Source organism: Streptomyces sp. CB01881 (genome assembly GCF_002953255.1).
Classification (GTDB): Bacteria; Actinomycetota; Actinomycetes; order Streptomycetales; family Streptomycetaceae; genus Kitasatospora.
On the sequence record NZ_CP026498.1, the window covers coordinates 7,096,644 to 7,122,273 of the forward strand.

The following is a 25,630-nucleotide window of genomic DNA, read 5'->3' on the forward strand; positions in this document are numbered from 1 at the left end:
GGGCAGGGCCATGCCGCAGGACTCCGGAGAGCACGCTGACACCCAGGAACTTCACTCCGTGTCCCGCGAAGTCGAGCGGTGACCCGCGGCGCTGGCCGCGCGGAGCTCCGGTGTTGCCTGGGGGCTGGGGTGCCTGGGGGCGCTTCGGTGCCATGGGGAGAACCCTACGTCGCGGATTCCCCTCCATCGGGGCAGGTGTTCGCCTAGGCTTGTCACAAGCTTGCGACAGCTTCGGTGCGTCAGCATCACTCACTCTTGTGAGTGATGAGGTTTGCCCGAATTGCCCCTCTCTGGAGTGTTTTTGAGGCACCTGTCGCCAGCTGTGCCCCTGCTTTTGGTGGCACTCCGTGATCGCTCGCGTGGCGAGAGTGGTCCTCGTTTTCTTGGCAAGGCTTGCGACCTGCAGTCACTCCAACGAGTGAGCTGACCGATACCCATAGTCCAATCGGGTCATTCGAGATTGAGCCCGAAGGGGCTGTTGCAAGCTGTCGTTCTTCCGTAACGTCCTCAACTGGCAACGGTGAATATGCCGTTGCCGCCGTGGGGGAGCCTCGATTCGGGAGAGGACGGCGCCGGCATGGGCTGGGTAGACGACTGGAGTGCGCAGGCCGCCTGCCGCACTAGTGATCCGGACGAACTTTTCGTCCAGGGGGCGGCGCAGAATCGCGCCAAGGCGGTGTGCAGCGGGTGCCCCGTCCGCACGGAGTGCCTGGCGGATGCGCTGGACAACCGGGTGGAGTTCGGGGTCTGGGGTGGAATGACGGAGCGCGAGCGCCGGGCGCTGCTGCGCCGCCGGCCGACGGTGATGTCGTGGCGGCGGCTGCTGGAGACCGCCCGCACCGAGTACGAGGAGTCCCTCGCCACCGGAGTGATACTGACGGACTACGCCCAGGCGGGCTGAACACCCCGCCACCGCACACCGCGGTCCGTCACCGCGGACGTGCGCCGCGAGTCCGTCACCACACCGCGGCCTACACGGCACCGCTCAGGCGGTCGCCGATGGCCCGCAGCCCGTCCAGGTCGTGGACGTCTCCGGGCAGCGCGGCGACCTCGACGATCGGCACGTCCGGGTAGACCGAGACGAAGCGGTCGCGGGTGCGGCGCTCCCGCACCATGATCTGCATCCGCTCCGCGTGCAGCCGCAGCAGTCCGGCCGCGAGCAGCTCGGCCTCCGGGGAGGCGTTCTCCGAGCCGTTCTCCTCCAGTGCCTCGGCCGCCGCCAGCGCGCGCTCCGAGGTGAGCTGGGGGGCGCCCGTCCCGTGCACCCGGTTGAGCACCAGTCCGGCCAGCGGCATCCGGTCGGCGGCCAGGCGGTCGACGAAGTAGGCCGCCTCGCGCAGCGCGTCCCGTTCGGGTGCGGCCACCACGAGGAACGCCGTGCCCGGTGCCTTGAGCAGCTGGTACGTCCGGTCGGCGCGCTCACGGAAACCGCCGAACATCGAGTCCATCGCGCTGACGAAGGTCTGCACGTCCGTCAGCAGCTGGGCGCCGAAGATCTTGCCCAGGGTGCCGGTGAGCAGGCCCATCCCCGCGTTCAGGAACCTCATCGCGCTGCGTCCGCCGACCTTGGCCGGCGCGGTCAGGATGCGGATCACCTTGCCGTCCAGGAAGGACCCGAGCCGGTTCGGCGCGTCCAGGAAGTCCAGCGCGGACCGGGACGGCGGGGTGTCGACGACGATGAGGTCCCACTCCTCGGCCGCGCGGAGCTGGCCGAGCTTCTCCATCGCCATGTACTCCTGGGTGCCCGCGAAGCCGGCCGAGAGCGACTGGTAGAACGGGTTCTCCATGATCGCCCGGGCCCGTTCGGGCTCGGCGTGGGCCAGCACGACCTCGTCGAAGGTCCGCTTCATGTCGAGCATCATGGCCTGGAGCTCGCCGTCCCCGTTGACGCCCTTGACCACCCGCGGGGTGTTGTCCAGCTCGGTCAGGCCCATCGACTGGGCGAGCCGGCGGGCCGGGTCGATGGTGAGCACGACGACCTTGCGGCCGCGCTCGGCGGCCCGCAGCCCGAGGGCCGCGGCGGTGGTGGTCTTGCCGACGCCGCCCGAGCCGCAGCAGACGATGATCCTGGTCTTCGGGTCGTCGATCAGCTCGTCCACGCCGAGCCTGCGCCCGCTGCCGCGCACCCCGTTGTCGCCGTTGCCCACGCCGCCCCCGCTCACGCCGCCCCCTGACGCTTCAGCTCGCCCGCCAGCCGGTAGAGCCCGCCGAGGTCCACGCCCTCGCCCAGCAGCGGAAGTTCGTAGGTGGGGAGCTTCAGCTGCTGGAGGTCGGCGCGCTGTTCGCGCTCCAGCTCCACCCGCTCGGCGTGCTCCCGGGCCTGTTCGAGAAGTGGGTCGAGCAGCGGCTCCACCGCCGCCCGGACCGTGTCCGGCCTGCGCGAACGCCCGCCGAGGCCCGCCTCGCCGAGGGCCAGCGCGACCTCCTCGCGGTGGTCCCCGTCGACGGCGGCCACCGCGGCCGCGTCCAGGACCGGGGGCCGGACCATGTTCACCAGTACCCCGCCCACCGGGAGGGCGGCCTCGCGCAGCTCGGCGAAGCCGTCGACGGTCTCCTGCACCGGCATCTCCTCCAGCAGGGTGACCAGGTGCACCGCGGTCTCCGGCGACCTCAGCACCCGCATCACGGCCTGCGCCTGGGTGTGGATCGGCCCGATCCGGGCCAGCCCGGCCACCTCGGAGTTCACGTTCAGGAAGCGGGTGAGCCGGCCGGTCGGCGGCGCGTCCATCACCACCGCGTCGTACGTGCGCCGCCCGTCCGGGCCCTTGCGCCGGGCCGCCTCGCAGGCCTTGCCGGTGAGCAGCACGTCCCGGACGCCGGGCGCGACGGTGGTGGCGAAGTCGACGAAGCCGACCTTCTGCAGCGCCTTGCCGGCCCGGCCGAGCTTGTAGAACATGTCGAGGTATTCGAGCAGTGCCTGCTCGGTGTCGATGGCCAGGGCGAAGACCTCGCCGCCGGCGGCCCCGCCTCCCGCGGGCAGCCCCAGCTGGGCGCGCGAGACCGACGCGATCCGCCGCTCCTCGTACGGCAGCGCGGCGATCCCGAACAGCTCGGCGATGCCCTGGCGGCCCTCCACCTCGATCAGCAGGGTCCGCTTGCCCTCGGCGGCGAGGGCCAGTGCCAGCGCCGCCGCCAGGGTGGTCTTCCCGGTGCCGCCCTTTCCGCTGACCACGTGCAGCCGGACGCCCTCCCAGTCGGGATCGCGCCGGGCCGCCTGGCCGGGGGTGCGTGCCACGCTCCGTCTCCGTCCGTCTCCGAGGGCCGAGGGCCGAGGGGCACCGCGGGCCGGCGCCACTCGGGCGCCATCCCACAGGTGCCCTCCCGCGAGAGTAACCAGGGACCGCGCCGGATGCCGGGAGCATCAGGGGAGCCGGGCCTGAATCATGCCCGGTTTGTGGGCCACCTCACACGCGCGTCCGCGGGCCGCACGGCTCGCGGGGGCCGCTCGTCTAGAGTCTGGCCATGACCAAGTGGGAATACATGACGGCGCCGCTGCTCGTGCACGCGACCAAGCAGATTCTGGACAACTTCGGCGAGGACGGCTGGGAGCTCGTCCAGGTCGTGCCCGGCCCGAACCCGGAGCAGCTGGTGGCCTACTTCAAGCGGGAGAAGAACGCATGAGCAAGGTCGAGGAGAAGCTCGCCGAGCTGGGTCTGACCCTGCCGCCGGTGGCCGCACCGGTCGCCGCCTACGTGCCGGCCCTGCGCTCGGGCGAGTTCGTCTTCACCTCCGGCCAGCTGCCGATGGTGGGCGGCAAGCTGCCGAGCACCGGCAAGGTCGGCGCCGAGGTCACCCCGGAGGAGGCCAAGCAGCTCGCGCAGACCTGCGCGCTGAACGCGCTGGCCGCCATCAAGTCGGTGATCGGCGACCTGGACCACATCGAGCGCGTCGTGAAGGTGGTCGGGTTCGTCGCCTCCGCCGCCGACTTCACCGGGCAGCCGGGCGTCATCAACGGCGCCAGCGAGCTGCTCGGCCAGGTGCTGGGCGAGGCCGGCGTGCACGCCCGCAGCGCGGTCGGCGTCGCGGTGCTGCCGCTGGACGCGCCGGTCGAGATCGAGCTCCAGGTCCGGGTCAAGGCCGGGGCCTGACCACCGGGCACCGTTCGGACAGATCACGAGGCGGGGTTGGGCCTGTCCAACCCCGCCTCCGTGCGCTTAGCATCCGGGCATGGACCATCGAGCAACGACGCTCCCGATGCCGCCGGGCTGGCCCGCCCGGATCCGGGCGGTCGAGTCCGGCGAGCTGACCCCGCCGGTTCCCCGGCCCGCCGCCACCGTGGTGCTGCTGCGGGACGCGGCCGCCGGGCCGGAGGCCTACCTGCTGCGACGGCGCACCTCGATGGCCTTCGCCGCCGGCATGTACGCCTACCCGGGCGGCGGGGTGGACCCGCGCGACGCCGAGGCCGAGATCGGCTGGGCCGGCCCGGGCCCGCAGGAGTGGGCCGAGCGGCTCGGCGTGGACGCCCGGACCGCGCAGGCGGTGGTCTGCGCGGCCGTCCGCGAGACCTTCGAGGAGGCCGGCGTCCTGCTGGCCGGCCCGGACGCCGCCAGCACGGCCGAGCCCCGGGACTGGAGCGCCGAGCGGGCCGCCCTGGAGGCCCACGAGTTCTCCTTCGCCGACTTCCTCCGCAAGCACGACCTGCTGCTCCGCAGTGACCTGCTGGCCGGCTGGGCCCGCTGGGTCACCCCCGAGTTCGAGGAGCGCCGGTACGACACCTGGTTCTTCGTCGCGGCCCTGCCGCCGGGCCAGCGTGCCGCGCTGGAGGTCGGCGAGGCCGACCGGGTCGCCTGGCTGACCCCGGCCGAGGCGGTCCGCGGCCACGAGGAGGGCCGGTTCGGCATGCTGCCGCCCACCGTCACGGTGCTGCGCGAGCTGCTGCCGGTGAGCGGCGCCGCCGAGGCCCTCGACGCGGCCGCGGGCCGGTCGCTGGACCCGGTCCTCGGCCGGGCCGAGGTCCGGGGCGATCGGGTGACCGTCCGCTGGCCGGGGTACGAGGAGCTCACCATCGACGGGGACTTTCCCGCAGACCGCTGATGGCCGTAGCACCGCTGGTACCCGCAGACCACCGGTGTCCCCGGACCGCCGACGTCCCGGGAGCGCCGAAACCCACAGACCACCGGAGTTCCGGAAACCCACCGAGGAAGGACCGACGCCCGATGACCCACAACGACGTGGCTCGCCGGACGGCGCGCTCGATGCCCGCCCGCAGCCTGACCACCCGCACTCTCCCCGGTGACGGCGACTCCGTCCCCTTCCCGGAGGTGGTGCAGCGCGCCCTCGTCCGGGCCGTTCCGTCGCGTCTGTTGCGCCGGGTCAGCGAGGGCGGCCGGTGAGCGGACTCCTCCCGGGTGACCCCGCCGCCGCCATCGGCGGCGAGGCCACCCCCCGGGCACTCTGCGTGCTGGCGCCGAACCCGTCCCCGATGACGCTGGACGGCACCAACACCTGGCTGCTCTCCGAGCCCGGCTCCGACCTCGCGGTGGTCGTCGACCCGGGCCCGCTCCACGAGGGCCACCTGCGCCGGGTGATCGAGACCGCCGAGCGGCAGGGCAAGCGCATCGCGCTCACCCTGCTCACCCACGGCCACGCCGACCACTCCGAGGGCGCCGCCCGGTTCGCCGAGCTCACCGGGACGGAGGTCCGCGCCCTGGACCCGGCGTACCGGCTCGGCTCCGAGGGGCTGACCAACGGGCAGCGGCTGGACGTCGGCGGCCTCGACCTGCGGGTGGTCGCCACCCCCGGGCACACCTCGGACTCGCTGACCTTCCACCTGCCGGCCGACGGCGCGATCCTGACCGGTGACACCGTCCTGGGACGCGGCACCACGATGGTCGCCCACCCCGACGGCCGCCTCGGCGATTACCTGGACTCGCTGCGCCACCTGCACACGATGGCCTCCGAGCACGGCGTACGCACCGTGCTGCCCGGCCACGGGCCGGTGCTCGCGGACGCGCTCGGCGCCGTCGACTACTACCTCGCGCACCGGGCCGGCCGGCTCGCCCAGGTGGAGACGGCGGTCGAGGCCGGACTGCGGACGGCGCCCGAGGTGGTGGCCCGGGTCTACGCCGACGTGGACCGCTCGCTCTGGCCGGCCGCCGAGCTGTCGGTCCTGGCCCAGCTGCAGTACCTGGAGGAGCACGGGCTGATCTGACCCGGCTGACCCGGTGCGATCCGGCTGACCCGGTCCGGTCCGGTCGGCCCGACCCGGCCCCTCCGGACCGCACAGCGGCAAGCGCGAGGGCCTGTACACCCATCGGTGTACAGGCCCTCGGCGTGAGCGCGCCCGGGTGAGCGCGCCCGGACGGTCAGCGCGAGCGGCGGGAGAGGCGCTCGACGTCCATCAGGACCACCGCGCGGGCCTCCAGCTTCAGCCAGCCGCGGCCGGCGAAGTCGGCGAGCGCCTTGTTGACCGTCTCGCGGGAGGCGCCGACCAGCTGGGCCAGCTCCTCCTGGGTGAGGTCGTGGGCGACGTGGATGCCTTCCTCGGACTGCACGCCGAAGCGGCGGGAGAGGTCCAGCAGGGCCTTGGCGACGCGCCCGGGCACGTCGGAGAAGACCAGGTCGGACATCACGTCGTTGGTCCGGCGGAGTCGGCGGGCGATGGCGCGCAGCAGCGCGATCGAGACCTCGGGGCGGGCGTGCAGCCAGGGCTGGAGGTCACCGTGGCCGAGGCCGAGCAGCTTGACCTCGGTCAGCGCGCTCGCGGTGGCGGTGCGCGGGCCGGGGTCGAACAGCGACAGCTCGCCGATCATCTCGCTGGGGCCGAGGACGGCGAGCATGTTCTCGCGGCCGTCCGGCGAGGCGCGGTGCAGCTTCACCTTGCCCTCGGCGACGACGTACAGCCGGTCGCCCGGGTCGCCCTCGTGGAACAGCGACTCACCGCGGGCGAGGGTGACCTCGGTCATGGAAGCGCGCAGCTCGCCGGCCTGTTCGTCGTCGAGTGCCGCGAAGAGTGCGGCGCGCCGCAGAACGTCGTCCACGTGCTTCCTCCTTCTCGGCCGTCCGGCTGTCAAGCCCGTCGGCGCAAGTTCGTACAGTGCTCTGCATCACCAAGCATGGCGCATGTCGCTCCGATCATATGAGGAGGGGGTGCGCCGAGGTGCGCTGCGCGGGGCCATTCGTACCGCCGGTCCGGCCTGCGGGACACCCGGCGCGCCTGTCAGCACAGGGCGATGAGGTGCTGGTCCGCCCGCTGCGGTGCCGGCCGCCGTGCCCTCCGTCGTCGCGGGGACCCGGCCGAGGATTCGGTCTCAGCTGAATCGATGGAGGCGGTGCCGGTCCCGGGCGCAGGATTCAGGTCGTCGGCAGCCGACGCAAGACGGCACGACCGCCCGAGAGCCCGACCGCACGAAAGACGGTGACCCCGCATGTCCACTGACACCCGCACCACGACGTCGCCCGCGTCCACGACGACGCTCACGTCGCTCGCGTCGGCCACGTCGGCCACGTCGGCCACGTCGATCACGTCGCTCGCGCCGCTTCGGGAGCGGGCGCTGCGGCTGCGGGCGCTGGTGGCGGACGGGGCGCCCGGCGGGGTGCTCGTCCTGCCGAACGCCTGGGACGCCGGCAGCGCCGCCGTGATCGCCTCGGCCGGTGCGGCTGCGATCGCCTCCACCAGCGGCGGCGTCTCCTGGTCGCTCGGCCGCGGCGACGGCCAGCAGCTCGGCCGGCCGGAGGCGGTCGAGGCGGCCCGCCGGATCGCCGCCGCCGTCGACCTGCCGGTGACCGTCGACGCCGAGGGCGGCTACGGCCCGCAGCCCGCCGACGTCGCGGACACCGTCCGGGCGCTGATCGGCGCGGGCGCGGTCGGCGTCAACCTGGAGGACTCGACCGCCCCCGGCGGCCCGCTCTTCCCGGTGGCCGAGCAGGCCGCCCGGCTGGGCGCCGCCCGGGAGGCCGCCGCCGGGGCGGGGCTGCCGGAGCTGGTGGTGAACGCCCGGACGGACGTCTTCCTGTTCGGGATCGGCCCGGCCGAGGGCCGGCTCGACGACGTGCTGGCCCGCGCGGCGGCGTACGCGGAGGCCGGTGCGGACGGCCTCTTCGTTCCCGGGCTGCTCGACCTCGACGCGCTCGCCCGGCTCTGCGCCGCGTCCCCGCTGCCGGTGAACGCGATGGCGGTCCCCGGCGGTCCGGCCGTGGCCGAACTCGCCGCCGCCGGGGTGCGGCGGATCAGCGTCGGCACCGGCCTGGCCCAGGTCGCGTACACCGCGGCCCGCCGGGCCGCCGCCGAGCTGCTCGGCGCGGGCACCCTGACGGAGCTGGACGGCGCGCTGGGCTTCGGCGAACTGGATGCGCTGTACCGGCGCTGAGCCGGACGCCCTCGACAGGGGTGTGCCCCGGCGCCCACGGGGGAGGCGCCGGGGCACACCCGGCTGCCTCGGTCAGAACTCGCCCGGCTCCGGCAGGGCGGCCGGCCCGGACGAACCGTCGGCCGCGGCGGGCGGTCCGAGCAGGCGTCGCACCGCCCGCCGGGCGCGCTCGCCGGCGGACCCGTTCCGGTGGAGCCGTCCCGGTGGAGTCGGCGGGCGTGGTCGAGAGTCGGCACCTGCCCGGTCAGCTCGCAGACCACCTGCTCTACTCCTGCTCCGGCGCCTCGGCCAGGCGTCGGAGCAGGGCGCTCAGCGCGCGGCCGTCCAGTCCCGCGGCCGGCGCGTCGCCCGGCCCGGCGCCCGGGCGGTCCGCCGGGCCGCCCGGCTGTTCCGCGGGCCGGAAGAAGGCCGCGTCCACCCGCTCCACCTCGACGATGGCGGCCTGCGCGAGTTCCGCCCCGCGCGGGGTGATCCGCAGCCGGCGCGCGCGGGTGTCCTGCGGGTCCGTCTCACGGTCCAGCAGGCCCTTGGCCTCCAGCTTCCGCACCAGTTGCGAGGTCATCTTCACGTCGGTCCCGGCCTGCCGGGCCAGCGTCTGCTGGTTGGGCACCGTGCCCTGCTCGTTGAGCCACCAGGCACAGGAGAGCAGGACGAACTGTGCATGCGTCAGGTCGAACGGCGCCAGGGCCGCCGCGATCCGCCGCTGCCAGCGCAGCGTCGCGTGCCAGAGCCAGAACCCGGGGCTGTAGTCCGGTCCGTCGATGCCCCCGGCACCCCGGGTATCCCCGGCGCTCCCGGCATCCCCGGCGTTCCTCCGCCCGTCCGTCGCGCCGCTCATGCGCCGGTCCCGGTGTCCCGGGCGGCGTACGCGAACAGGGCGGCCATCGCCTCGGGGAAGTCCTCCGTGATGGCTGGGCCGAGCTCCGGTCCGATCTCGTCGGCGGCCGGGCCCGAGATCTCCAGCCGGTGCACCACCCGCGTGCCGCCGCCCGTGAGCGGGCTCAGCGCGTGGCTGAAGCGCAGCTCGACCCCGCCGAACTCGGTCCGGTCGGCATACAGCGCGTTCTCCTCGATCGCCGTGATCACCGAGACGATCGGCTCCTGCCCCTTCGGCGTCATCGAAACCCTGCTGCCCACCTCGAAGGGCCCGAGCAGCGACACGACCTCCATCGAGCCGTCCCAGCGCGCCCAGCCGTCGAGGTCCCGCAGGACCGCCCAGACCGCCTCCGGCGCCGCTGCCGTCTCACCCGTGTACTCGTGGCTCCACATGGTCTGCATCCCCTCGTTCCGAGCCCGCCCCCTCGGCAGTTGCTCTACGCGCAGACTATCGTCGCGACGACTAATTTCACAAGGGGTCGAGGCCCGAGGAGCATCCATCGGCGGCCGCTTGCGACGACGCACGTGCCGCCTTGCCGGGGGGGTACGTCGCTGAGCAGCGGCGGAACGGCTCGACGGCGAACCTCGCCACCACCGCGAAGACCGGGGGACAACCCCACCGCTCCCGGGCCTGCTGCCCGGAGCGTGTGTCCACCGGCTACCACCGTGGTCCGATGGATCTTCGATGAGCAGGCTGGACGCGTACGCATTTCCGAGCAAAGGGAACGTTCCGTGTTCAGCTTGAAGTCGTCGTCTCGTCGCCGTACTGCCCGCACCGCCGCCGTCGGTGCTCTCGCTCTCGCCGCCTGCGCCACCCTCATGGCGGGCAGTGCCGGTGCGATCGTCAACGGTGGCGACTCCACCGAGAGCTACCCGTTCATGGCGACGATCCCGGAGTCGGCCCCCACCCTCGGTCTGCTGGACGGCAACTGCGGGGCGTCGCTGATCGACCGGCAGTGGGTGCTGACGGCGGCACACTGCGTCACGGGCGAGGGCCTTGAGCTGGAGGGGATCGTCCGGGTCGGCAGCGACCAGCGGAAGACCGGGGGCACCGTCCGGAAGATCGACCGGACCTTCGTCCACCCCGGCTACCTGAACGGCGAGTCGAAGGCCGCCAACAAGGACGACCTTGCGCTGGTCCGTCTCGACCGACCGGTCACCGAGCAGCCCGTCAGGATCGCCGGGCAGGCGGGGCGGCCGGGCACCCCGACCCGGCTCCTCGGCTTCGGCACCACCGCCGACGGTCAGTTCAAGTTCCCGGACCGGCTCCAGGAGCTGAACACCCGCCTGGGCGCCGAGTCGGAGTGCGCACCCGGCTACGCGGGCCCGACCCGGCTGTGCACGATCAGCTCCACGCCCAAGGCCATGGCGTGCTTCGGGGACTCCGGCGGCCCGCAGCTCCAGAAGGGCCGGGACGAACGGTGGGAGCTCGTCGGGGTCACCTCGGGCCCCGGGGCCCCGAAGGTGCCGTGCTCCGCAGGACCGGGGCTCTACACCAGCGCGCCCGCCTACGCGGACTGGATCCGGAGGACCATGAAGGCCAACAGCGCCCAAGCGCCCGCGGAAAGCGGCTCCGACCTCGCCGAGACCGGCACGGACGGCAGCGTCGCAGTGCTCGCCGGCGTGGCCGCGGTGCTGGTCCTCGCCGGTGGCGGCACCACTGTCGCGCTGCGCCGCAGGGAGGCTCACCGTGCCGCCTGACGCGCCGTCCGGACAGGCGCCGGCGAGTACTGGTACCGATGTCGTCGCGGCCTGCGTGCAGCCAGGAGGACCCCCGCCGGACAACCGGCGGGGGTCGGACGGGGGTGTGGCGGAGGTCGGACGGGGGTGTGGCGGAGGTCGGACGGGGGTGCGTCGGGGGCTCGTCCATCGGTCGTGAAGTGCCCCCGGCCGTCGACCGGGCGGCGTAGCCTTCGGGCATGGCAGAGAGCAAGGTCCGGAAGGCGGCCGCGCCGAAGGCGAAGTCCGCGGTGAAGGCAAAGCCCGCGGTGAAGCCGAGGAAGCCGGAGTCGCACCTGGCGATGGTGCGGCGGGCACGGAAGATCAACCGGGAGCTGGCGGAGCTGTATCCGTACGCGCACCCGGAGCTGGACTTCGACAACCCGTTCGAGCTGCTGGTGGCCACCGTGCTGTCGGCGCAGACCACCGACCTGCGGGTGAACCAGACGACGCCCGCGCTGTTCGCGAAGTACCCGATGCCGGAGGACATGGCGGCGGCGGTGCCGGAGGAGCTGGAGGAGATCATCCGGCCGACCGGGTTCTTCCGGGCCAAGGCGAAGTCGCTGATCGGCCTCTCGATCGCCCTGCGGGACGACTTCGGCGGCGAGGTCCCCGGTCGGCTGGCGGACCTGGTCACGCTCCCGGGCGTCGGCCGGAAGACCGCCAACGTGGTGCTGGGCAACGCGTTCGGTGTCCCGGGGATCACCGTGGACACCCACTTCGGCCGGCTGGCGCGGCGGTTCGGGTGGACGGCGGAGGAGGACCCGGAGAAGGTCGAGGCGGCCGTCGCGGAGATCTTCCCGAAGTCGGAGTGGACGATGCTCTCCCACCGGGTGGTCTTCCACGGCCGGCGGATCTGCCACTCCCGCAAGCCGGCCTGTGGTGCCTGCCCGATCGCGCCGCTCTGTCCGTCGTACGGCGAGGGAGAGACGGATCCGGAGAAGGCGAAGAAGCTGCTCAAGTACGAGATGGGCGGACAGCCGGGCCAGCGGCTGCGGCCGCCCGCCGACTTCCCGGGCGAGGCGGCGGCGCGTGCCGACGCCGACGCGCACCAAGGGCAGGTCGCGGACCTGGCGGTGGCCCGGTGACCGCGGGGATCGAGCGGGAGGGCCTGCCGGGGTGGCTGGAGCCGGTCCGGGACGCCGCCGAGCGGGTGCTGCCCGAGCAGCTGAGCCGCTTCCTGCCGCCCGCCGAGGGCGGACGCGCCGCCGCCGTCCTGGTGCTCTTCGGCGAGGGTGAGGGCGGGCCGGACCTGCTGCTCATCGAGCGGGCCCGTTCGCTGCGCTCGCACGCCGGCCAGCCGTCCTTCCCCGGTGGCGCACTGGACCCGGAGGACGGGGACCCGGCGGGGCCCGGCCCGGTCGCGGCCGCGCTGCGCGAGGCGTGGGAGGAGACCGGCCTGGACCCGTCCGGGGTGCAGGTCTTCGCCGCCCTGCCCGCCCTCTACATCCCGGTCAGCCGCTTCGTGGTGACCCCGGTGCTGGGCTGGTGGCGCACGGAGTCGCCGGTCAGGCCGGTGGACGCGGGCGAGACCGGCGCGGTGTTCCGGGTGCCGATCGCCGAGCTGACCGACCCGGCCAACCGGGTCCGGCTGCGCCACCCCTCCGGCCACCTCGGCCCGGCCTTCGCGGTCGCCGGCCGGCTGGTCTGGGGGTTCACCGCCGGGGTGATCGACCGGGTGCTGCACCACAGCGGCCTGGAGCTGCCCTGGGACACCTCCCGGACGGTCGACCTGTCCGACGACGCGATCGAACTGGTGCAGGGCGACCTCGACCGTTCCCGCGCGCTGCTGGGCGGCGACGCCAGGAAGACGTGACCGGCCGACGGCCCGGCGGTCCGCACACCGGGCTGTGCGACGGTCCGTGCACCGGGTTGTCCGGCGGTCCGCAGGCCGCGCTGTCCGGCGGTCCGCGTGGCCGTCCGCACGGGTCCCGGGGCCGTCCCTACAGGTTCCGTCCCCGCGGTCCGTACAGTTGTTCACACGGCTACTGGAACGGCCGACCGCACGGCTCCCGGCACGGCCACCCGGCCGGTCGTGGGAGGGTGTCGGGGTGAACGTCCTGGATCTGCTGCTGATCGCCGCCGCCGTGGGATTCGCCGTGTCGGGCTACCGGCAGGGCTTCGTGGTCGGCGTCATGTCGGTCCTCGGCTTCCTCGGCGGCGGCCTGATCGCAGTCCAACTGCTCCCGCTGCTGCTCGACCACCTCAGCCCCGGTACCACCGCTTCGGTGATCGCCGTCGTGGTGGTCATCGTGCTCGCGGCGATCGGCCAGGCGGTCACCACCCACTTCGGCTGGAAGCTGCGCGGCCACATCGACCGGCGCCCGGCCAAGGCGCTGGACGCGGCCGGCGGCGCGGTGGTCAACGTGATCTCAATGCTGCTGGTGGCCTGGCTGATCGGGTCGGCGCTCGCCGGGACCTCCCTGCCGACCGTCTCCAAGCAGGTCCGCTCCTCGGCCGTGCTCGGCGGCGTCCAGGACGCCCTGCCGTCGGACGCGCCCAACTGGTTCTCCGACTTCTCCAAGGTGCTCGCCCGCAACGGCTTCCCGCAGGTCTTCAACCCCTTCGAGCACGAGCCGATCACCCAGGTCGACACCCCCGACCCGGCGCTGGCCGCCAGCCCGGCGGTGGCCAGGGCCAAGCAGAGCCTGGTCAAGGTGGTCGGCACCGCCCCCTCCTGCGGCAAGACCCTGGAGGGCAGCGGTTTCGTCTACGCCCCGCACCGGGTGATGACCAACGCGCACGTGGTCGGCGGCGTCGACGAGCCCACCGTGCAGATCGGCGGCACCGGCCAGCTGTACGACGCGACCGTCGTCCGCTACGACTGGCAGCGCGACATCGCGATCCTGGACGTGCCCAAGCTCAACGCGCCCCCGCTCACCTTCGCGGGCGAGGCGAAGACCAACGACAGCGCGATCGTGGCGGGCTTCCCCGAGAACGGCTCGTTCAACGTCCAGCCGGCCCGTATCCGCGGCCGGATCCAGGCCAACGGCCCGGACATCTACCACCGCGGCCAGGTGGTCCGCGACGTCTACTCGGTGCGCTCGCTGGTCCGCCAGGGCAACAGCGGCGGCCCGCTGCTCACCCCGGACGGCCAGGTGTTCGGCGTGGTCTTCGCCAAGTCGCTCGACAGCGTGGACACCGGGTACGTGCTGACCGCCGCCGAGGTGCGCGAGGACGCGGCCCAGGGCAGTACGGCGACCGGCAGGGTGGACACCCAGGGCTGCGCGCTCTGAGATGCGTGGGCGCACTCCGGCGCCCACCCAGGGGCGTGCGGCTCCGGCGGCGTCCGCGTCCACGTCCGCGTTTCCCGACCCGCCCACGGCGCTGTGTGCGGGTGCGCGCCGCTGCCGGACCTCGACCACCACGACGGGACGATCGCCGACTTCCCTCGGCCCCGTCTCCGAGCTCCTCTGCCGCGTCGCGACGTGGATCTCCGGGGCCACGCCGGGCCGACTGCCGTACGCGGTGGCGCCGGGTACGCCGGCGCACCTGCTGGGCGACGGCCTGGCCGAGCAGGGCGCTGACCGTGACGGGCGGCGCTGGCCGAGCAGGGCGCTGACCGTGACGGGCGCTGACCGTGAAGGGTGCGCCGCTGCTCTGGCCGCACAAGGAGCGCTACGAGGTGGTGCTGATCAAGCGCAGTGGCGACGACGTCGGGACCAGGGTGTTGGTGCCGATCATGTCGATGGCCGCCTTCGTGCTGCTCTGGTTCACAGCGGTGCCGCCGGCGGTGGTGAACCGACCCGCTTCAGGGGCCGGCCTGCCGCCAAGGGCGCGCGGCGCGGGGCCTCAGGTCTCGCGCCGCAGCCGTGCGCCCACCCAGCGGGCGCGGCGGCCGAGGATGTGCGGGATGCCGAGCTGGCGCTGCGCCGAGCGCTGACGGCGGTCCATACCGTCGTATCCGAGGTCGTCCGCCCAGTCGGGGCGGTGTCCGGACCTCTGCGAGCTGTTGTGGCGTCGGCCGCGTGGAGCGCTGTCGCGATCGGGCATCCAGGTCATACCGCAATGGATGCCCCTGGGCCGGTCGGCGTAACCGCCTGCACAGGTGCCAACTTGTCCTATGCGTTTGTCATATGAGCGCAACATCAAAGGAGTTGGGACCTACGGCCCTGGGCAGGACGCGACCCGCACTCATCCCGTCGGCGGCGGAGCCCGGTCCCGACGGGTTTCTGGCGGCGGGCCGCCGATGGCCGGTTTCCCCGGGGCCGGTCTTCCGGTGACCGGTCACCTGGACACAAGCCACCCGGCCACCTGGACATAAGCCACCCGGCCACCCGGAGACCGGCCGACCAGAGCCTCAGTCCTTGTGCCGGCCGATCCAGTCCAGCAGCTCGGAGGTGAACTCCTCCGGTGCCTCCTCGTGCGGGAAGTGCCCGATCCCGGGAAGCAGCCGCCAGCGGTACGGCGCGGCCACGTACTCGCCACCGCCGAGCGCGGTGTGCGACAGCAGCACCGGGTCCGCGGCGCCCTGGACGTGCAGGGTGGGCGCGGTGACCGGCTTCTTCATCCGTCGGGCGAACTGGATGCCGTCCGGGCGCGCCATCGACCGCAGCAGCCAGCGGTAGGGCTCGATCGAGCAGTGCGCGGTGCTGGGGATCTGGATCGCCTGCCGGTACGCGGCCACCGCCGCCCGGTCCAGCTGGTTGCGGCCGGTCCAGGCGTCCAGGTAGCGGCCGACCAGTTCGCCGTCGTCGGCCACCAGTCGGCGCTCCGGTATCCACGGCCGCTGGAAGCCCAGCACGTGGTCGAAGGCGGCCATCTGGCGGCGGTCGGTCAGCAGGGCCCGGCGCAGGTCGCGCGGGTGCGCGGCGGACACCACGGTGAGGCTCTGGATCACCGACGGCCGCATCACCGCCGCCACCCAGGACAGCGTGCCGCCGGAGGCGTGGCCGACCAGGTGGGCCCGGCGTTCGCCGAGCGAGCGGATCACGCCGGTGATGTCCAGGGCGAGGTTGCCCGGGTCGTACCCGCGCGGGGTCCGGTCGCTGCCGCCGACGCCCCGGAGGTCGACCGCGACGGCCCGGTAGCCGGCCTCGGCGAGCGCGGTCAGCTGGTGGCGCCAGGCCCACCAGTACTCCGGCCAGCCGTGCACCAGCAGGACCAGCGGGCCCTTGCCCAGCTCGGCGATGTGGAACCGGGCGCCGTTGGCCGCGAGGTCGCGGTGCGTCCAGGGGCCCGCCTGCCGGACGTCCCAGGCATGACCTGGCGCGGAGGCCGCGGTGCCGCCGACGACGACCGCGGTCGCGCCGTCGGCGGCACCGTCAACGGCGCCCTGACCGCCCGTGCGGTCGGGGCCGGAGTCGGCGGACGGCTGCGCGGACGCGGGCTTCTGGTCAAGCGGCATACCGAGAGCGTGTCACATCCCTACGCCGGACACGCGCCCGGCACTCGTTCTCGGTGCGTCAGACCACGGGCAGGGCTGCCGTCCGTCCTGCTGCCGCCCGCTGCCGTCCTGCCGCCGCGCCGCTTCCGCCCTGCTCCCGGCGTGCGGGCGTGCGGGCGTGCGGGCGTACGGGAGGGCTGCGGGCTGCCGGTGCGACGGGGGAGACGGGCCGCCGGGCAGCGGGCGCCGGGCGGCCCGGCGCCGGGCTTACGGGATGCGGCCCAGGGCCCGGTCGATCTCCTCCTGGGTGGCGGGGCGCGGGCGGGCGTTCTTCAGCACGTCGGCGGTCCTCTGGGCACCCTCGATGGTGCGGTGCGGCTTCTCGATCCGCTTGAACGAGCGCCAGGCCAGCAGCCCGAGCAGCACCGCGAGCAGCAGGTAGGCACCGGCCACGATGAGGAAGGACCAGCCGAGCGAGACGCCCAGCGCGTGGATGCCGAAGGCCGCCGCGGCGCTCAGCATCGGGACGGAGGCCAGCGCCACCACACCGGCGACCGTCAGCGAGGCACCGCCGGAGACGCCGCGCTTGACGTCCGCTCGCAGCTCGGCCTTGGCCAGCGCGATCTCGTCGTGGACGAGTGCGGACAGGTCGGCGGTGGCCGCCGCGAACAGCTGCCCGACCGAACGCTCGCCCTCGTAGGGCGCCCGGCCGTTGCTGGACGGGTCTGCGGCTCCTGCGGGCATCAGCTGTTCTCCTCTGCGGCTGTGCGGCGTGACGCCGCCGTGCGGTGCGGTTCCGGGGGCCGGAGGGGGTCCGGAGGCGTCAGTGGACTGTCGACAGCTCAGAATCATGCCCCCAGCGGTCTGTCACACACCACTCCGGGGCCCTGCCGAAGGGGCGTGTCCCTCGTGCTACCCCTGCTGTGGCCCCTGTGGCTTCCCCTGAGCGGTGCTGCCCCGGGCGGTGCTGGTCCTGGGTGGAACTCTCCTCGGGAAGGGGGCTTCCCCCGGGCCGGGGGGGTGGGGCGTCTCAGCGGTGAGGGGTCGGTCCGGACGCGGAGCCGCCCTCGGGGCCCTCCTCCGCCGGATGGTTGGCCAGCTTCGCCATCCGCGCCTGCCAGGCCGGATCGTCCTGCTGGTAGACGTCGGGGATGCCGTCGCCGTCGAGGTCGCGGTCCTCCTCCTCGCACAGCTCGCGGTAGTGCCGGTTGCGCAGCTTCAGCAGCACGGTGGCGACGACGGCGCAGAGCAGCGAGCCCACCAGGACCGCCGCTTTGGAGCGGTCGGCCAGCGCCGGGTCGTCCGCGAAGGCCAGCTCGCTGATCAGCAGCGAGACGGTGAAGCCGATGCCGGCCAGCACCGAGAGGGCGAACATGTCGGCCCATTTGAGCTGCGGGTTCAGCTCGGCGCGGGTGAAGCGGGCGGTCAGCCAGGTACCGCCGAAGATGCCGACGGTCTTGCCGACCAGCAGCCCGAGGATGATTCCGAGCGGGGTGGCCTGGGTGAACACCTCGCCCAGGGCCGGCCCGCTGATCGTCACCCCGGCGGCGAACAGGGCGAAGACGGGGACGGCCAGCCCGGCGGAGATCGGACGGACCAGGTGCTCGATGTGCTCGCCGGGGGACTGCTCCTCGTCGCCCTCCCGGTGGCAGCGAAGCATCAGGCCCATCGCGACGCCGGCCACCGTGGCGTGCACGCCGCTCTCGTGCATCAGCGCCCAGTTCACGAAGGCCAGCGGGACGAAGAGGTACCAGCCGTGCACGCCGCGCCGGTGCAGGAACCAGAACAGCACCAGGCCGGCCACGGCCAGCCCGAGCGCCCAGAACTTGATGCCGGAGCTGTAGAAGATTGCGATGATCAGGATCGCGATGAGGTCGTCCACCACGGCGAGGGTGAGCAGGAAGGCCCGCAGTGGGGAGGGCAGGTGGCTGCCGACCACGGCCAGCACGCCGAGTGCGAAGGCGATGTCGGTGGCGGTCGGGATCGCCCAGCCGCTCGGGTGTCCGCCGGGGCCGGAGTTGGCCAGGGCGAACAGGATCGCCGGCAGCGCGACGCCGCAGGCCGCGGCTATGACGGGTAGCAGCGCGGCGCTCGGGCTGCGCAGCTCGCCCGCCACGAACTCGCGCTTGAGCTCGATGCCGGCCACGAAGAAGAAGATCGTCAGCAGTCCGTCGTTGGCCCAGGTCTCCAGGCTGAGGTTCAGGTGCAGCGGGCCGGACGGCCCGACGGTGTAGTCGAGGACGGTCTCGTACGCGTGCGGCCAGACGTTTGCCCAGATCAGCGCCACCACCGCAGCGACGAGCAGCAGGATGCCGCCGACCGTCTCGGTGCGCAGGGCGTCGGTGATGTACGTGCGCTCGGGGAAGGACAGCCTGCCGAGGAGCTGGCGGCGTCGGGTCGTCGGCTCGTTGACGGGCGGCTGGCTGGCCACGCGTGACCTCCTGGGGCGGGGAACGGTGTACGGATGCACCTGTGGTGCAGTGCCGACCAGACTTCCCGGCGCGCCCTGTGACGCAGCGGATTCCGTGGGGATCCGGGAGGTGTTCCCTGGATGCTTCCGACGGGGATCTTGATGCGTCTTTGACAGTCTAGCCGGAAGTGCAGGGAGGAATCCTTATTGTCATATTTCAGGACTCAAGGCCTGGTGGCCTCTTCTGTCGCCGCACGCGGTGTCCGACGGTGGCCGATGACACCCGGATGGAGCCGACCGAATGCAGACGGGCGAACGCCTCCCCATTGCCGATCGCCGGCGCCGCCCCGTCCGGGTGGCGCGATTCCCCCTTCCCGCCGCCGTGCAGTCGAGGCGCAGCCGTGCCCCGGAGGCACGACGATGCCCCGACCGCCCCTCCTACCGCTCCCCTTACCGTTCCTCCTGCCCGCCTGGCAGCGCAGCCCCCGTCCGCGGGACGGCCCGGGTCCGAGCGTCCGCCCTTGGGCGCGGGGCAGCCCGGTCGAGCGCGGACCGATGAACGGTTCAGCCACTCGTCTGTCTGCCACGGACGTCGCGGACATCGCGGACATCGCGGATGCCGCGGACGTCGCTGGGGCCGCGGAGGCCGGGCGCGGTTCGGCGTCGGACGTGTAGGCCGCCGGCGCCCGTCGTTTCCGGGGCATACGCCAACGGCGGTGCCCCGGGTGGTCGTGGCCGCCCGGGGCACCGCCGTTCGCGGTGTTGTGTCAGCCCTGGCTGCCCGCGGGCGGGAGCTGGGACTGGATCAGGTTCATCACCGTGCTGTCGGCCAGCGTGGTGGTGTCACCGACCTCGCGGCCCTCGGCGATGTCGCGCAGCAGGCGGCGCATGATCTTGCCGGAGCGGGTCTTCGGCAGCTCGCCGACCACCTTGACCTGCTTCGGCTTGGCGATCGGGCCCAGGGTGCGGCCGACGTGCGCCCGCAGCTCCTCGACCAGCCCGGGGCTTTCGGTGGCGGTGCCGCGCAGGATGACGAAGGCGACGATCGCCTGGCCGGTGGTGGCGTCGGTGGCGCCGACCACGGCGGACTCGGCGACGGACGGGTGGCCGACCAGGGCCGACTCGACCTCGGTGGTCGAGATGTTGTGGCCGGAGACCAGCATGACGTCGTCGACCCGGCCGAGCAGCCAGATGTCGCCGTCCTCGTCCTTCTTGGCGCCGTCACCGGCGAAGTAGCGGCCCTGGAAGCGCGACCAGTAGGTGTCGATGTAGCGCTGGTCGTCGCCCCAGATGGTGCGCAGCATGGAGGGCCAGGGCTCGGTGAGGACGAGGTAGCCGCCGGAGCCGTCGGGGACCTCGCGGGCCTCGTCGTCGACGACGGTGGCGGCGATGCCCGGCAGGGCGCGCTGGGCGGAGCCCGGCTTGGTCTCGGTGACGCCGGGAAGCGGGCTGATCATGATCGCGCCGGTCTCGGTCTGCCACCAGGTGTCCACGATCGGGGTCTTGCCGGCGCCGATGTGCTCGCGGTACCAGATCCACGCCTCGGGGTTGATCGGCTCGCCGACGCTGCCCAGCACCCGCAGCGAGGAGAGGTCGAACCTGGCGGGGATGTCGTCTCCCCACTTCATGAAGGTGCGGATCGCGGTGGGCGCGGTGTAGAGGATGGTGACGCCGTACTTCTGGACGACCTCCCAGAAGCGGCCCTGGTGCGGGGTGTCCGGGGTGCCCTCGTAGATGACCTGGGTGGCGCCGTTGGAGAGCGGGCCGTAGACGATGTACGAGTGGCCGGTGACCCAGCCGATGTCGGCGGTGCACCAGTAGACGTCGGTCTCCGGTTTGAGGTCGAAGACGGCGTGGTGGGTGTAGCTGGCCTGGGTGAGGTAGCCGCCCGAGGTGTGCAGGATGCCCTTGGGCTTGCCGGTGGTGCCGGAGGTGTAGAGGATGAAGAGCGGGTGCTCGGCGTCGTGCGCCTCGGGGGTGTGCTCGGTGGACTGGCGCCCGGTGATCTCGTGCCACCAGACGTCGCGGCCCTCGGTCCAGGAGATCTCCTGGCCGGTGCGGCGCACGACCAGGACGTGCTCGACGCCGTCGGCCTTGGTCAGTGCCTCGTCGATGGCGGGCTTGAGCGCGGACGGCTTGCCGCGGCGGTAGCCGCCGTCGGCGGTGATGACCAGCTTGGCCCGGGCGTCCTGGATGCGGGAGGCCACGGCGTCGGCGGAGAAGCCGCCGAAGACCACGGAGTGGGTGGCGCCGATCCGGGCACAGGCGAGGATCGCGACGACCGCCTCGGCGATCATCGGCAGGTAGACCGCGACCCGGTCGCCCTTGGTGACACCGAGCTCCAGCAGCGCGTTGGCGGCGCGGGAGACCTCGTCCTTGAGCTGGGCGTAGGTGATCGAGCGGCTGTCGCCGGGCTCGCCCTCGAAGTGGATGGCGACGCGGTCGCCGTTGCCTGCCTCGACGTGGCGGTCGACGCAGTTGTAGGCCACGTTGAGCTTGCCGTCGGCGAACCACTTGGCGAACGGCGGGTTGGACCAGTCCAGCGTCTCGGTGGGCTCGACGGCCCAGCTGAGGCGGCGGGCCTGCTCGGCCCAGAAGCCCAGGCGGTCCTCGGAGGCCTGCGCGTACGCGGCCGCGGTGACGTTGGCGGCTGCGGCGAGCTCTGCCGGCGGGGCGAAGCGCCGCTCCTCCTTGAGCAGGTTGGCCAGGCTCTCGTTGCTCAACGCGCACTCCTCATCGAGTCATGATCGGGGTCATTCCCGTGCGTGGGGATTGTCCCGTGTGTCCCAGCGCACAGCTCACCAGGCGAACAGGTCAGTTGACAAGAGGCTCCGGGGAATTGGTGTAGACCTTTGATCGAGATTCGAACGAGATGGCCGAAAGACCGGTTGAGCGGATGGGTGGGCCCGCACCCCTGCCTGCCAGGCGGGGCACGGGCCCGGCCCTCAGGCGGCCAGTCGGGGATCGTCCCCGGCGCCGGTCGTGGTGGTGGCCTCCAGGCCCGCCGCGCCGACCTGTTCGATTTCGTTCACCCGCTCGGGCGTGTCGCGCGGCGCAAAGCCCGCTGCCGCGGCGTCGAGAGCCTCGACCGGGCTGAACCTGCCGCTCTCCCGATCCAGGACGTAGGCCTGGGCGGTCGCGAAGTCGAAGTACATCCCGACCAGCCGTAGCGTGCCCTCGGCGACCCGGCGCTCCACCGCGGGGTTCGCCAGCAGCTGGTCCAACTGCTGGACGACGTTGGTGATGCAGAGCTGCTCGGCCAGGTCGACCACCGGCCGGGCCGTGAACTCGGCGGGGGCGCGGCGCAGGCGGTCGAGCGAGCCGCGGCCGTTGCGCAGCCAGCGGGTCAACGCGGTCGGCGGCCCCGGTCGCTCGTGGATTCCGTCCAGTAGGGCCTTCATCGCGCCGCAGCCGGAGTGCCCGCAGATCGTGATGGACCGCACCTCCAGCGCCTCGACGGCGTACTGCACCGCGGCGGCCACCGAGTCGTCGGCGGCGCCGGGCTCGAAGGGGGCGGGCACCAGGTTTCCGACGTTGCGCACGGTGAAGAGGTCGCCCGGACCGCTGTTGGTGATCATGCTGGTGACCATCCGCGAGTCCGCGCAGGTCAGGAAGAGCTGGGAGGGCGTCTGCCCTTCGCGGGCCAGCCGGGCCAGCTCGGGGCGGATCAGCGGGGCCGTGTGCAGCTGGAACCCGCGCAGGCCGTCCAGCAGCCGGCTGTGCGGATCCTCCTGCTGCTCGATGCAGTGGTGTCCGACCCAGGGCGTCCACGCCCGGCAGCGGTGCGGGCCGGGGGAGCTGCCCGTCCGGATCGTCCCGTCCGGGTCGAGGACCTCGTCGTCCTGGCGTCGCGTCATCATCGACACGCGGCCGCCGGCCGCCTGGTGGCCGGACCGCCAGCTGTGCAGCGTCTCGTACGCCGCGTGGTCCAGGAAGGAGCCGTCGTGGAGGACCGCGACATCGGCGGTGGCGGGGATGCCGGCCAGCGCACGGCTCAGCCGGGGCACCGCGGCGAAGGTGAGCGGGCCGTGCGTCTGCACCGTGACCGAGCCGTCGGGGCCGGCCAGGACGTCCACATGGGCACGGGTCAGGCGGTAGAGCGCGAGCAGTGCGGCCGTCGCGGCGCCAAGCGCCACGCCCAGCAGCACGCCGAGCAGCACCACACCCAGCACCGTGGCGAGGTAGACCGGGAACTCGCGGTGCCGGTGCACCTTGCGGATGTGCGCGAAGCTCACCATCTGCAGGCCGACGACGAGGACCAGGGCGGCGAGCGCGGAGAGCGGGATCTTGCGGAGGCCACCGGTGAGCGCCAGGGCCGCGGCGAGCACCCAGGCGCCGTGCAGGATCGAGGACCACCGGCTCTGCGCACCGGCCCGGACGTTGGCCGTGCTGCGCACCGCGCCCCCGGCGATCGGCAGCCCGCCGAGCAGCCCGCTGATCATGTTGGCGATGCCCTGGCCGCGCAGCTCGCGGTCGAGGTCCCCGGTGCGGTGCGACATCCGGTCGATCGCGACGGCGGAGAGCAGGGACTCCACGCTCGCCACCGCGGTGACGGTCAGCACGGCGGCCAGGACCGCGGCGAGCGGCCCGTGCGGCAGATCGGGGACGAGGTCGTGCGGCTGCCAGGCGGGCAGTTCGACCCGGGTGAGGTGCAGGCCGAGGGTCATGGAGAGCGCGGTCGCGGTGGCGACGGCCGCCAGCGGGCCCGGAACCTTGGTCAGCCGGGCGCCGAACTCCCCGGCCCTGCCGGGGAGTCGGCCGAGCCGCGGCCAGCCGAGCAGTACGACGGCGGTGAGCGTTCCGACGGCCAGTGCGGACGGGTGCGGGCCCGCCAGCTGCTTCGGCAGTGCGAGCAGATTGGCCAGCGCCGAGCTCTGCGGGGAGCCGCCGAGGACGACGTGCAGCTGCGCGATGGCGATGGTGAGGCCGACGCCCGCCAGCATGCCGTGCACGATGGCGGGCGAGACGGCGAGCGCCGTGCGGGCCACCCGTCGGATGCCGAGCAGGAGTTGGAGCAGTCCGGCGGCGAGGGTGATGGCGCAGGTGGCCTGCCAGCCGTATTGGGTGATCAGGCCGGCGGTGATGACGGTCAGCGCGGCGGAGGGGCCGCTGACCTGGAGGGGGGTGCCGCCGAAGAGGCCGACCACGATCCCGCCGACGGCCGCCGCTGCAAGGCCGGCGGTCAGCGGTGCACCGGTGGCCAGGGCGATGCCCAGGGAGAACGGCACGGCGATCAGGAAGACCACCAGGGAGGCGGAGAGGTCCTGCGCCCACCGGGCGCGGGAGTGCGGGCCCGGTGGGGCGTGGTCGGTGGTGTCGGAGGCGATGGGTGCGCTGGAGATGTCGAGGGTCATTGTCTTCCCGTCTTTCCGGGGGAGCGAACGCAGTCAGGTCCGGTTGTGGGGCTCGGGGGAGCCGGATCGGCTGTCGTGGGTCGCGACGGTGTGGCGGGATGGTGTGGGCGCGGCGGGGAGTGCGGGTGTCACCGGCCGGGCCGTGGACCATCAGCGGGCCTCAGGGAGGCAAGGGACGGCCATGCCTCTGAGAGGACCATCAAGACTCGGTAAACCGAGAGTAATGAAAGCTTTGCACAGCGTCATCTCGAACGGTAGGGCTGAAGCCCTTCATTCACCCCATTGGGTGGTAGTCGAACTGACGGGAATCTGCTGACGTCGGCCGGAACGGACGGGGGACGGTCCGGGCGCGGTCCGGGACCGGTTCGCGCGCGCAGAAACGGGCTGCGGCCTCCCTCCGGATGGAGGAAGGCCGCAGCCCGTCCGGTGACCCGCGCGGTGGGCGGCGTCTGCGGTCAGTGGTGCGCGCCGGCCGTGGCGGGCTGCTCGCCGCCGAGCACGAACCCGTGGTCCACCTGGGTGGCGAGGTCGATGCCGACCTTGGCGTTGGCCCAGCTCTCGGCGTTACGGAGGTGGAAGAGGACGGCCTGCTCGGTGTAGCGGCGGGCGTCCCTCCGGTCGTGGGCGGCGTCGGCTTCGGCGCGCAGCTGCTCCAGTACCGCGCGGTTGCCCGGCTCCAGCGTCCGCAGGGGCGGTTCGGCGCCCTGTTCCAGCCGGCGCACCCAGTCGGAGTGGCCGAAGGTGGTCAGCAGGTCGTCGCCGACCTCGCGGCGGAGGAAGTCCAGGTCGTCCGGGCCCTGTACCTTGTTGCCGATCACCCGCAGCCTGACGCCGAAGTCGCGTGCGTAGTCCTTGTACTGGCGGTACACCGAGACGCCCTTGCGGGTCGGCTCGGCGACCAGGAAGGTCAGGTCGAACCGGGTGAACAGCCCGGAGGCGAAGGAGTCGGAGCCCGCCGTCATGTCGGTGACCACGTACTCGTCCCGGCCGTCGACCAGGTGGTTGAGCAGCAGCTCGACCGCGCCGACCTTGGAGTGGTAGCACGCGACCCCGAGGTCCTCCTCGGTGAAGGCGCCGGTCGCCAGCAGCCGGACCGATCCTTCGTCCAGCGCGATCGGCCGGGCGCAGGCCGCGTACACCGGGTTCTCCTCGACGATCCGGAGCAGGCGCGAGCCGGTGCCGGGCGGCGTGGTCTTGATCATCTCCTCGGCGGACCGGATCAGCGGGTTGCTGCCGCGGAGGTACTCCTTGATGTCCGGCAGGTGGGCGCCGAGCGAGGGCAGCTCCGCCGCCTGGCCGTCCGTCAGGCCCAGTGCGGGACCCAGGTGCTGGTTGATGTCGGCGTCGACGGCGATGACCGGGCGGCCCGCGGCGGCCAGGTGGCGGATGAACAGGGCGGACAGCGTGGTCTTGCCGCTGCCGCCCTTGCCGACGAAGGCGATCTTCATCTGGGACTCCGGCTCTTGATCTGGGGCCCGTGCGCGGGGCCGCTTGACCGATGCCTCGTCGGACGCGTCCGCGCCGCTCTCCGGTGCCGCTTCCGCCCTGTGCCGAGGCCGACGATCTCCATAGTTGGAAATCGTTATCGTCTCCGATAGTGCTCATGCTATCCAGGGTTTCGGGCTCCCCGCCGGAG

The 25,630-nt window shown here is 73.0% G+C and carries 22 protein-coding genes; 11 read left to right on the forward strand and 11 right to left on the reverse strand.

Translation table 11 applies throughout. The features are described from left to right. Positions 1 to 577 precede the first annotated feature (577 nt). Positions 578 to 901 (forward strand): WhiB family transcriptional regulator, encoded by a 324-nt coding sequence (locus C2142_RS20885; protein ID WP_033333275.1) that lies wholly within the window; start codon positions 578 to 580, stop codon positions 899 to 901. Positions 902 to 971: 70 nt separating this feature from the next. Here the strand turns inward: C2142_RS20885 and C2142_RS20890 are convergent, their stop codons facing one another. Both C2142_RS20890 and C2142_RS20895 read right to left on the reverse strand, forming a co-directional pair. Next, positions 972 to 2,147, reverse strand: coding sequence for an ArsA family ATPase (locus tag C2142_RS20890; RefSeq protein ID WP_241003240.1), 1,176 nt, complete (start codon positions 2,145 to 2,147; stop codon positions 972 to 974). Between the two features lie 11 nt (positions 2,148 to 2,158). Beyond that, positions 2,159 to 3,235: an ArsA-related P-loop ATPase gene (locus C2142_RS20895; RefSeq protein WP_148644067.1), complete on the reverse strand. Its 1,077-nt coding sequence runs from the start codon at positions 3,233 to 3,235 to the stop codon at positions 2,159 to 2,161. Between the two features lie 227 nt (positions 3,236 to 3,462). Here C2142_RS20895 and C2142_RS20900 point away from each other — a divergent pair, with 227 nt between their 5' ends. From C2142_RS20900 to C2142_RS20920, 5 genes are all read left to right on the forward strand, one after another. Next, the gene (locus C2142_RS20900; protein ID WP_094743074.1) at positions 3,463 to 3,621 is read left to right on the forward strand and encodes a DUF4177 domain-containing protein; all 159 of its coding nucleotides are present in this window, start codon (positions 3,463 to 3,465) and stop codon (positions 3,619 to 3,621) included. Further along, positions 3,618 to 4,088 (forward strand): RidA family protein, encoded by a 471-nt coding sequence (locus tag C2142_RS20905; protein WP_148644068.1) that lies wholly within the window; start codon positions 3,618 to 3,620, stop codon positions 4,086 to 4,088. Before C2142_RS20900 ends, C2142_RS20905 begins: the two co-directional genes overlap by 4 nt. A 79-nt stretch (positions 4,089 to 4,167) precedes the next feature. Then, positions 4,168 to 5,034, forward strand: coding sequence for an NUDIX hydrolase (locus C2142_RS20910; protein ID WP_241002697.1), 867 nt, complete (start codon positions 4,168 to 4,170; stop codon positions 5,032 to 5,034). Positions 5,035 to 5,156: 122 nt separating this feature from the next. Next, a complete protein-coding gene (locus C2142_RS20915) occupies positions 5,157 to 5,333 on the forward strand; it encodes a hypothetical protein (protein WP_153882801.1) in 177 nt (58 codons plus the stop codon). After that, positions 5,330 to 6,151, forward strand: a complete 822-nt coding sequence (locus C2142_RS20920) for an MBL fold metallo-hydrolase (RefSeq protein WP_241002698.1) — start codon at positions 5,330 to 5,332, stop codon at positions 6,149 to 6,151. The genes C2142_RS20915 and C2142_RS20920 overlap by 4 nt, the downstream gene beginning before the upstream one ends. Positions 6,152 to 6,305: 154 nt before the next feature. Here the strand turns inward: C2142_RS20920 and C2142_RS20925 are convergent, their stop codons facing one another. Then, entirely contained in the window at positions 6,306 to 6,980 is a 675-nt protein-coding gene (locus tag C2142_RS20925; protein WP_030240972.1) for a Crp/Fnr family transcriptional regulator, read from the reverse strand. A 387-nt stretch (positions 6,981 to 7,367) separates the two neighbouring features. Between C2142_RS20925 and C2142_RS20930 the strand changes: the two genes are divergently transcribed. Further along, positions 7,368 to 8,309 carry an isocitrate lyase/phosphoenolpyruvate mutase family protein gene (locus tag C2142_RS20930; RefSeq protein WP_148644069.1) on the forward strand — a complete coding sequence of 314 codons (942 nt, stop codon included), beginning with the start codon at positions 7,368 to 7,370 and terminating at the stop codon, positions 8,307 to 8,309. Between the two features lie 265 nt (positions 8,310 to 8,574). Here C2142_RS20930 and C2142_RS20935 read toward each other — a convergent pair whose 3' ends face one another. Further along, a complete protein-coding gene (locus tag C2142_RS20935) occupies positions 8,575 to 9,147 on the reverse strand; it encodes a MarR family transcriptional regulator (RefSeq protein ID WP_148644070.1) in 573 nt (190 codons plus the stop codon). Further along, positions 9,144 to 9,578, reverse strand: a complete 435-nt coding sequence (locus C2142_RS20940) for an SRPBCC family protein (RefSeq protein WP_148644071.1) — start codon at positions 9,576 to 9,578, stop codon at positions 9,144 to 9,146. Before C2142_RS20940 ends, C2142_RS20935 begins: the two co-directional genes overlap by 4 nt. A gap of 339 nt (positions 9,579 to 9,917) precedes the next feature. Here C2142_RS20940 and C2142_RS20945 point away from each other — a divergent pair, with 339 nt between their 5' ends. The 4 genes from C2142_RS20945 (at position 9,918) to C2142_RS20960 (ending at position 14,140) form a co-directional block, all read left to right on the forward strand. Continuing rightward, the gene (locus C2142_RS20945; protein ID WP_148644072.1) at positions 9,918 to 10,886 is read left to right on the forward strand and encodes a serine protease; all 969 of its coding nucleotides are present in this window, start codon (positions 9,918 to 9,920) and stop codon (positions 10,884 to 10,886) included. 218 nt (positions 10,887 to 11,104) lie between these two features. Then, positions 11,105 to 11,992: an endonuclease III gene (nth, locus tag C2142_RS20950; RefSeq protein ID WP_241002699.1), complete on the forward strand. Its 888-nt coding sequence runs from the start codon at positions 11,105 to 11,107 to the stop codon at positions 11,990 to 11,992. Further along, positions 11,989 to 12,720, forward strand: a complete 732-nt coding sequence (locus C2142_RS20955) for a CoA pyrophosphatase (RefSeq protein WP_148644073.1) — start codon at positions 11,989 to 11,991, stop codon at positions 12,718 to 12,720. Before nth ends, C2142_RS20955 begins: the two co-directional genes overlap by 4 nt. Before the next feature lie 235 nt (positions 12,721 to 12,955). After that, entirely contained in the window at positions 12,956 to 14,140 is a 1,185-nt protein-coding gene (locus C2142_RS20960; RefSeq protein WP_148644074.1) for a MarP family serine protease, read from the forward strand. Between the two features lie 1,064 nt (positions 14,141 to 15,204). Here the strand turns inward: C2142_RS20960 and C2142_RS20970 are convergent. The 6 genes from C2142_RS20970 to C2142_RS20995 all read right to left on the reverse strand — a co-directional run bounded on the left by C2142_RS20970 (position 15,205) and on the right by C2142_RS20995 (position 25,442). After that, positions 15,205 to 16,251: an alpha/beta hydrolase gene (locus C2142_RS20970; RefSeq protein WP_148644076.1), complete on the reverse strand. Its 1,047-nt coding sequence runs from the start codon at positions 16,249 to 16,251 to the stop codon at positions 15,205 to 15,207. A 246-nt stretch (positions 16,252 to 16,497) separates the two neighbouring features. After that, positions 16,498 to 16,974 (reverse strand): phage holin family protein, encoded by a 477-nt coding sequence (locus C2142_RS20975; protein WP_148644077.1) that lies wholly within the window; start codon positions 16,972 to 16,974, stop codon positions 16,498 to 16,500. Positions 16,975 to 17,260: 286 nt separating this feature from the next. Next, positions 17,261 to 18,661: a Na+/H+ antiporter NhaA gene (nhaA, locus tag C2142_RS20980; RefSeq protein ID WP_148644078.1), complete on the reverse strand. Its 1,401-nt coding sequence runs from the start codon at positions 18,659 to 18,661 to the stop codon at positions 17,261 to 17,263. Positions 18,662 to 19,407: 746 nt separating this feature from the next. Then, on the reverse strand, positions 19,408 to 21,363 hold the full coding sequence (gene acs, locus C2142_RS20985; RefSeq protein WP_148644079.1) for an acetate--CoA ligase: 1,956 nt from the start codon (positions 21,361 to 21,363) through the stop codon (positions 19,408 to 19,410). Positions 21,364 to 21,585: 222 nt separating this feature from the next. Further along, positions 21,586 to 23,994 (reverse strand): SulP family inorganic anion transporter, encoded by a 2,409-nt coding sequence (locus C2142_RS20990; protein ID WP_148644080.1) that lies wholly within the window; start codon positions 23,992 to 23,994, stop codon positions 21,586 to 21,588. Between the two features lie 455 nt (positions 23,995 to 24,449). Then, positions 24,450 to 25,442 (reverse strand): ATP-binding protein, encoded by a 993-nt coding sequence (locus C2142_RS20995; protein ID WP_148644081.1) that lies wholly within the window; start codon positions 25,440 to 25,442, stop codon positions 24,450 to 24,452. Positions 25,443 to 25,630 lie beyond the last annotated feature (188 nt).

What these genes read in the sequence shown, in the direction of transcription:
- C2142_RS20885 (WP_033333275.1), top strand. Translation starts at nt 578, where the DNA reads ATGGGCTGGGTAGACGACTGGAGTGCGCAGGCCGCCTGCCGCACTAGT.
- C2142_RS20900 (WP_094743074.1), top strand. Translation starts at nt 3,463, where the DNA reads ATGACCAAGTGGGAATACATGACGGCGCCGCTGCTCGTGCACGCGACC.
- C2142_RS20905 (WP_148644068.1), top strand. Translation starts at nt 3,618, where the DNA reads ATGAGCAAGGTCGAGGAGAAGCTCGCCGAGCTGGGTCTGACCCTGCCG.
- C2142_RS20910 (WP_241002697.1), top strand. Translation starts at nt 4,168, where the DNA reads ATGGACCATCGAGCAACGACGCTCCCGATGCCGCCGGGCTGGCCCGCC.
- C2142_RS20915 (WP_153882801.1), top strand. Translation starts at nt 5,157, where the DNA reads ATGACCCACAACGACGTGGCTCGCCGGACGGCGCGCTCGATGCCCGCC.
- C2142_RS20930 (WP_148644069.1), top strand. Translation starts at nt 7,368, where the DNA reads ATGTCCACTGACACCCGCACCACGACGTCGCCCGCGTCCACGACGACG.
- C2142_RS20935 (WP_148644070.1), bottom strand. Translation starts at nt 9,147, where the DNA reads ATGAGCGGCGCGACGGACGGGCGGAGGAACGCCGGGGATGCCGGGAGC.
- C2142_RS20940 (WP_148644071.1), bottom strand. Translation starts at nt 9,578, where the DNA reads ATGTGGAGCCACGAGTACACGGGTGAGACGGCAGCGGCGCCGGAGGCG.
- nth (WP_241002699.1), top strand. Translation starts at nt 11,105, where the DNA reads ATGGCAGAGAGCAAGGTCCGGAAGGCGGCCGCGCCGAAGGCGAAGTCC.
- C2142_RS20970 (WP_148644076.1), bottom strand. Translation starts at nt 16,251, where the DNA reads ATGCCGCTTGACCAGAAGCCCGCGTCCGCGCAGCCGTCCGCCGACTCC.
- C2142_RS20975 (WP_148644077.1), bottom strand. Translation starts at nt 16,974, where the DNA reads ATGCCCGCAGGAGCCGCAGACCCGTCCAGCAACGGCCGGGCGCCCTAC.
- C2142_RS20990 (WP_148644080.1), bottom strand. Translation starts at nt 23,994, where the DNA reads ATGACCCTCGACATCTCCAGCGCACCCATCGCCTCCGACACCACCGAC.
- C2142_RS20995 (WP_148644081.1), bottom strand. Translation starts at nt 25,442, where the DNA reads ATGAAGATCGCCTTCGTCGGCAAGGGCGGCAGCGGCAAGACCACGCTG.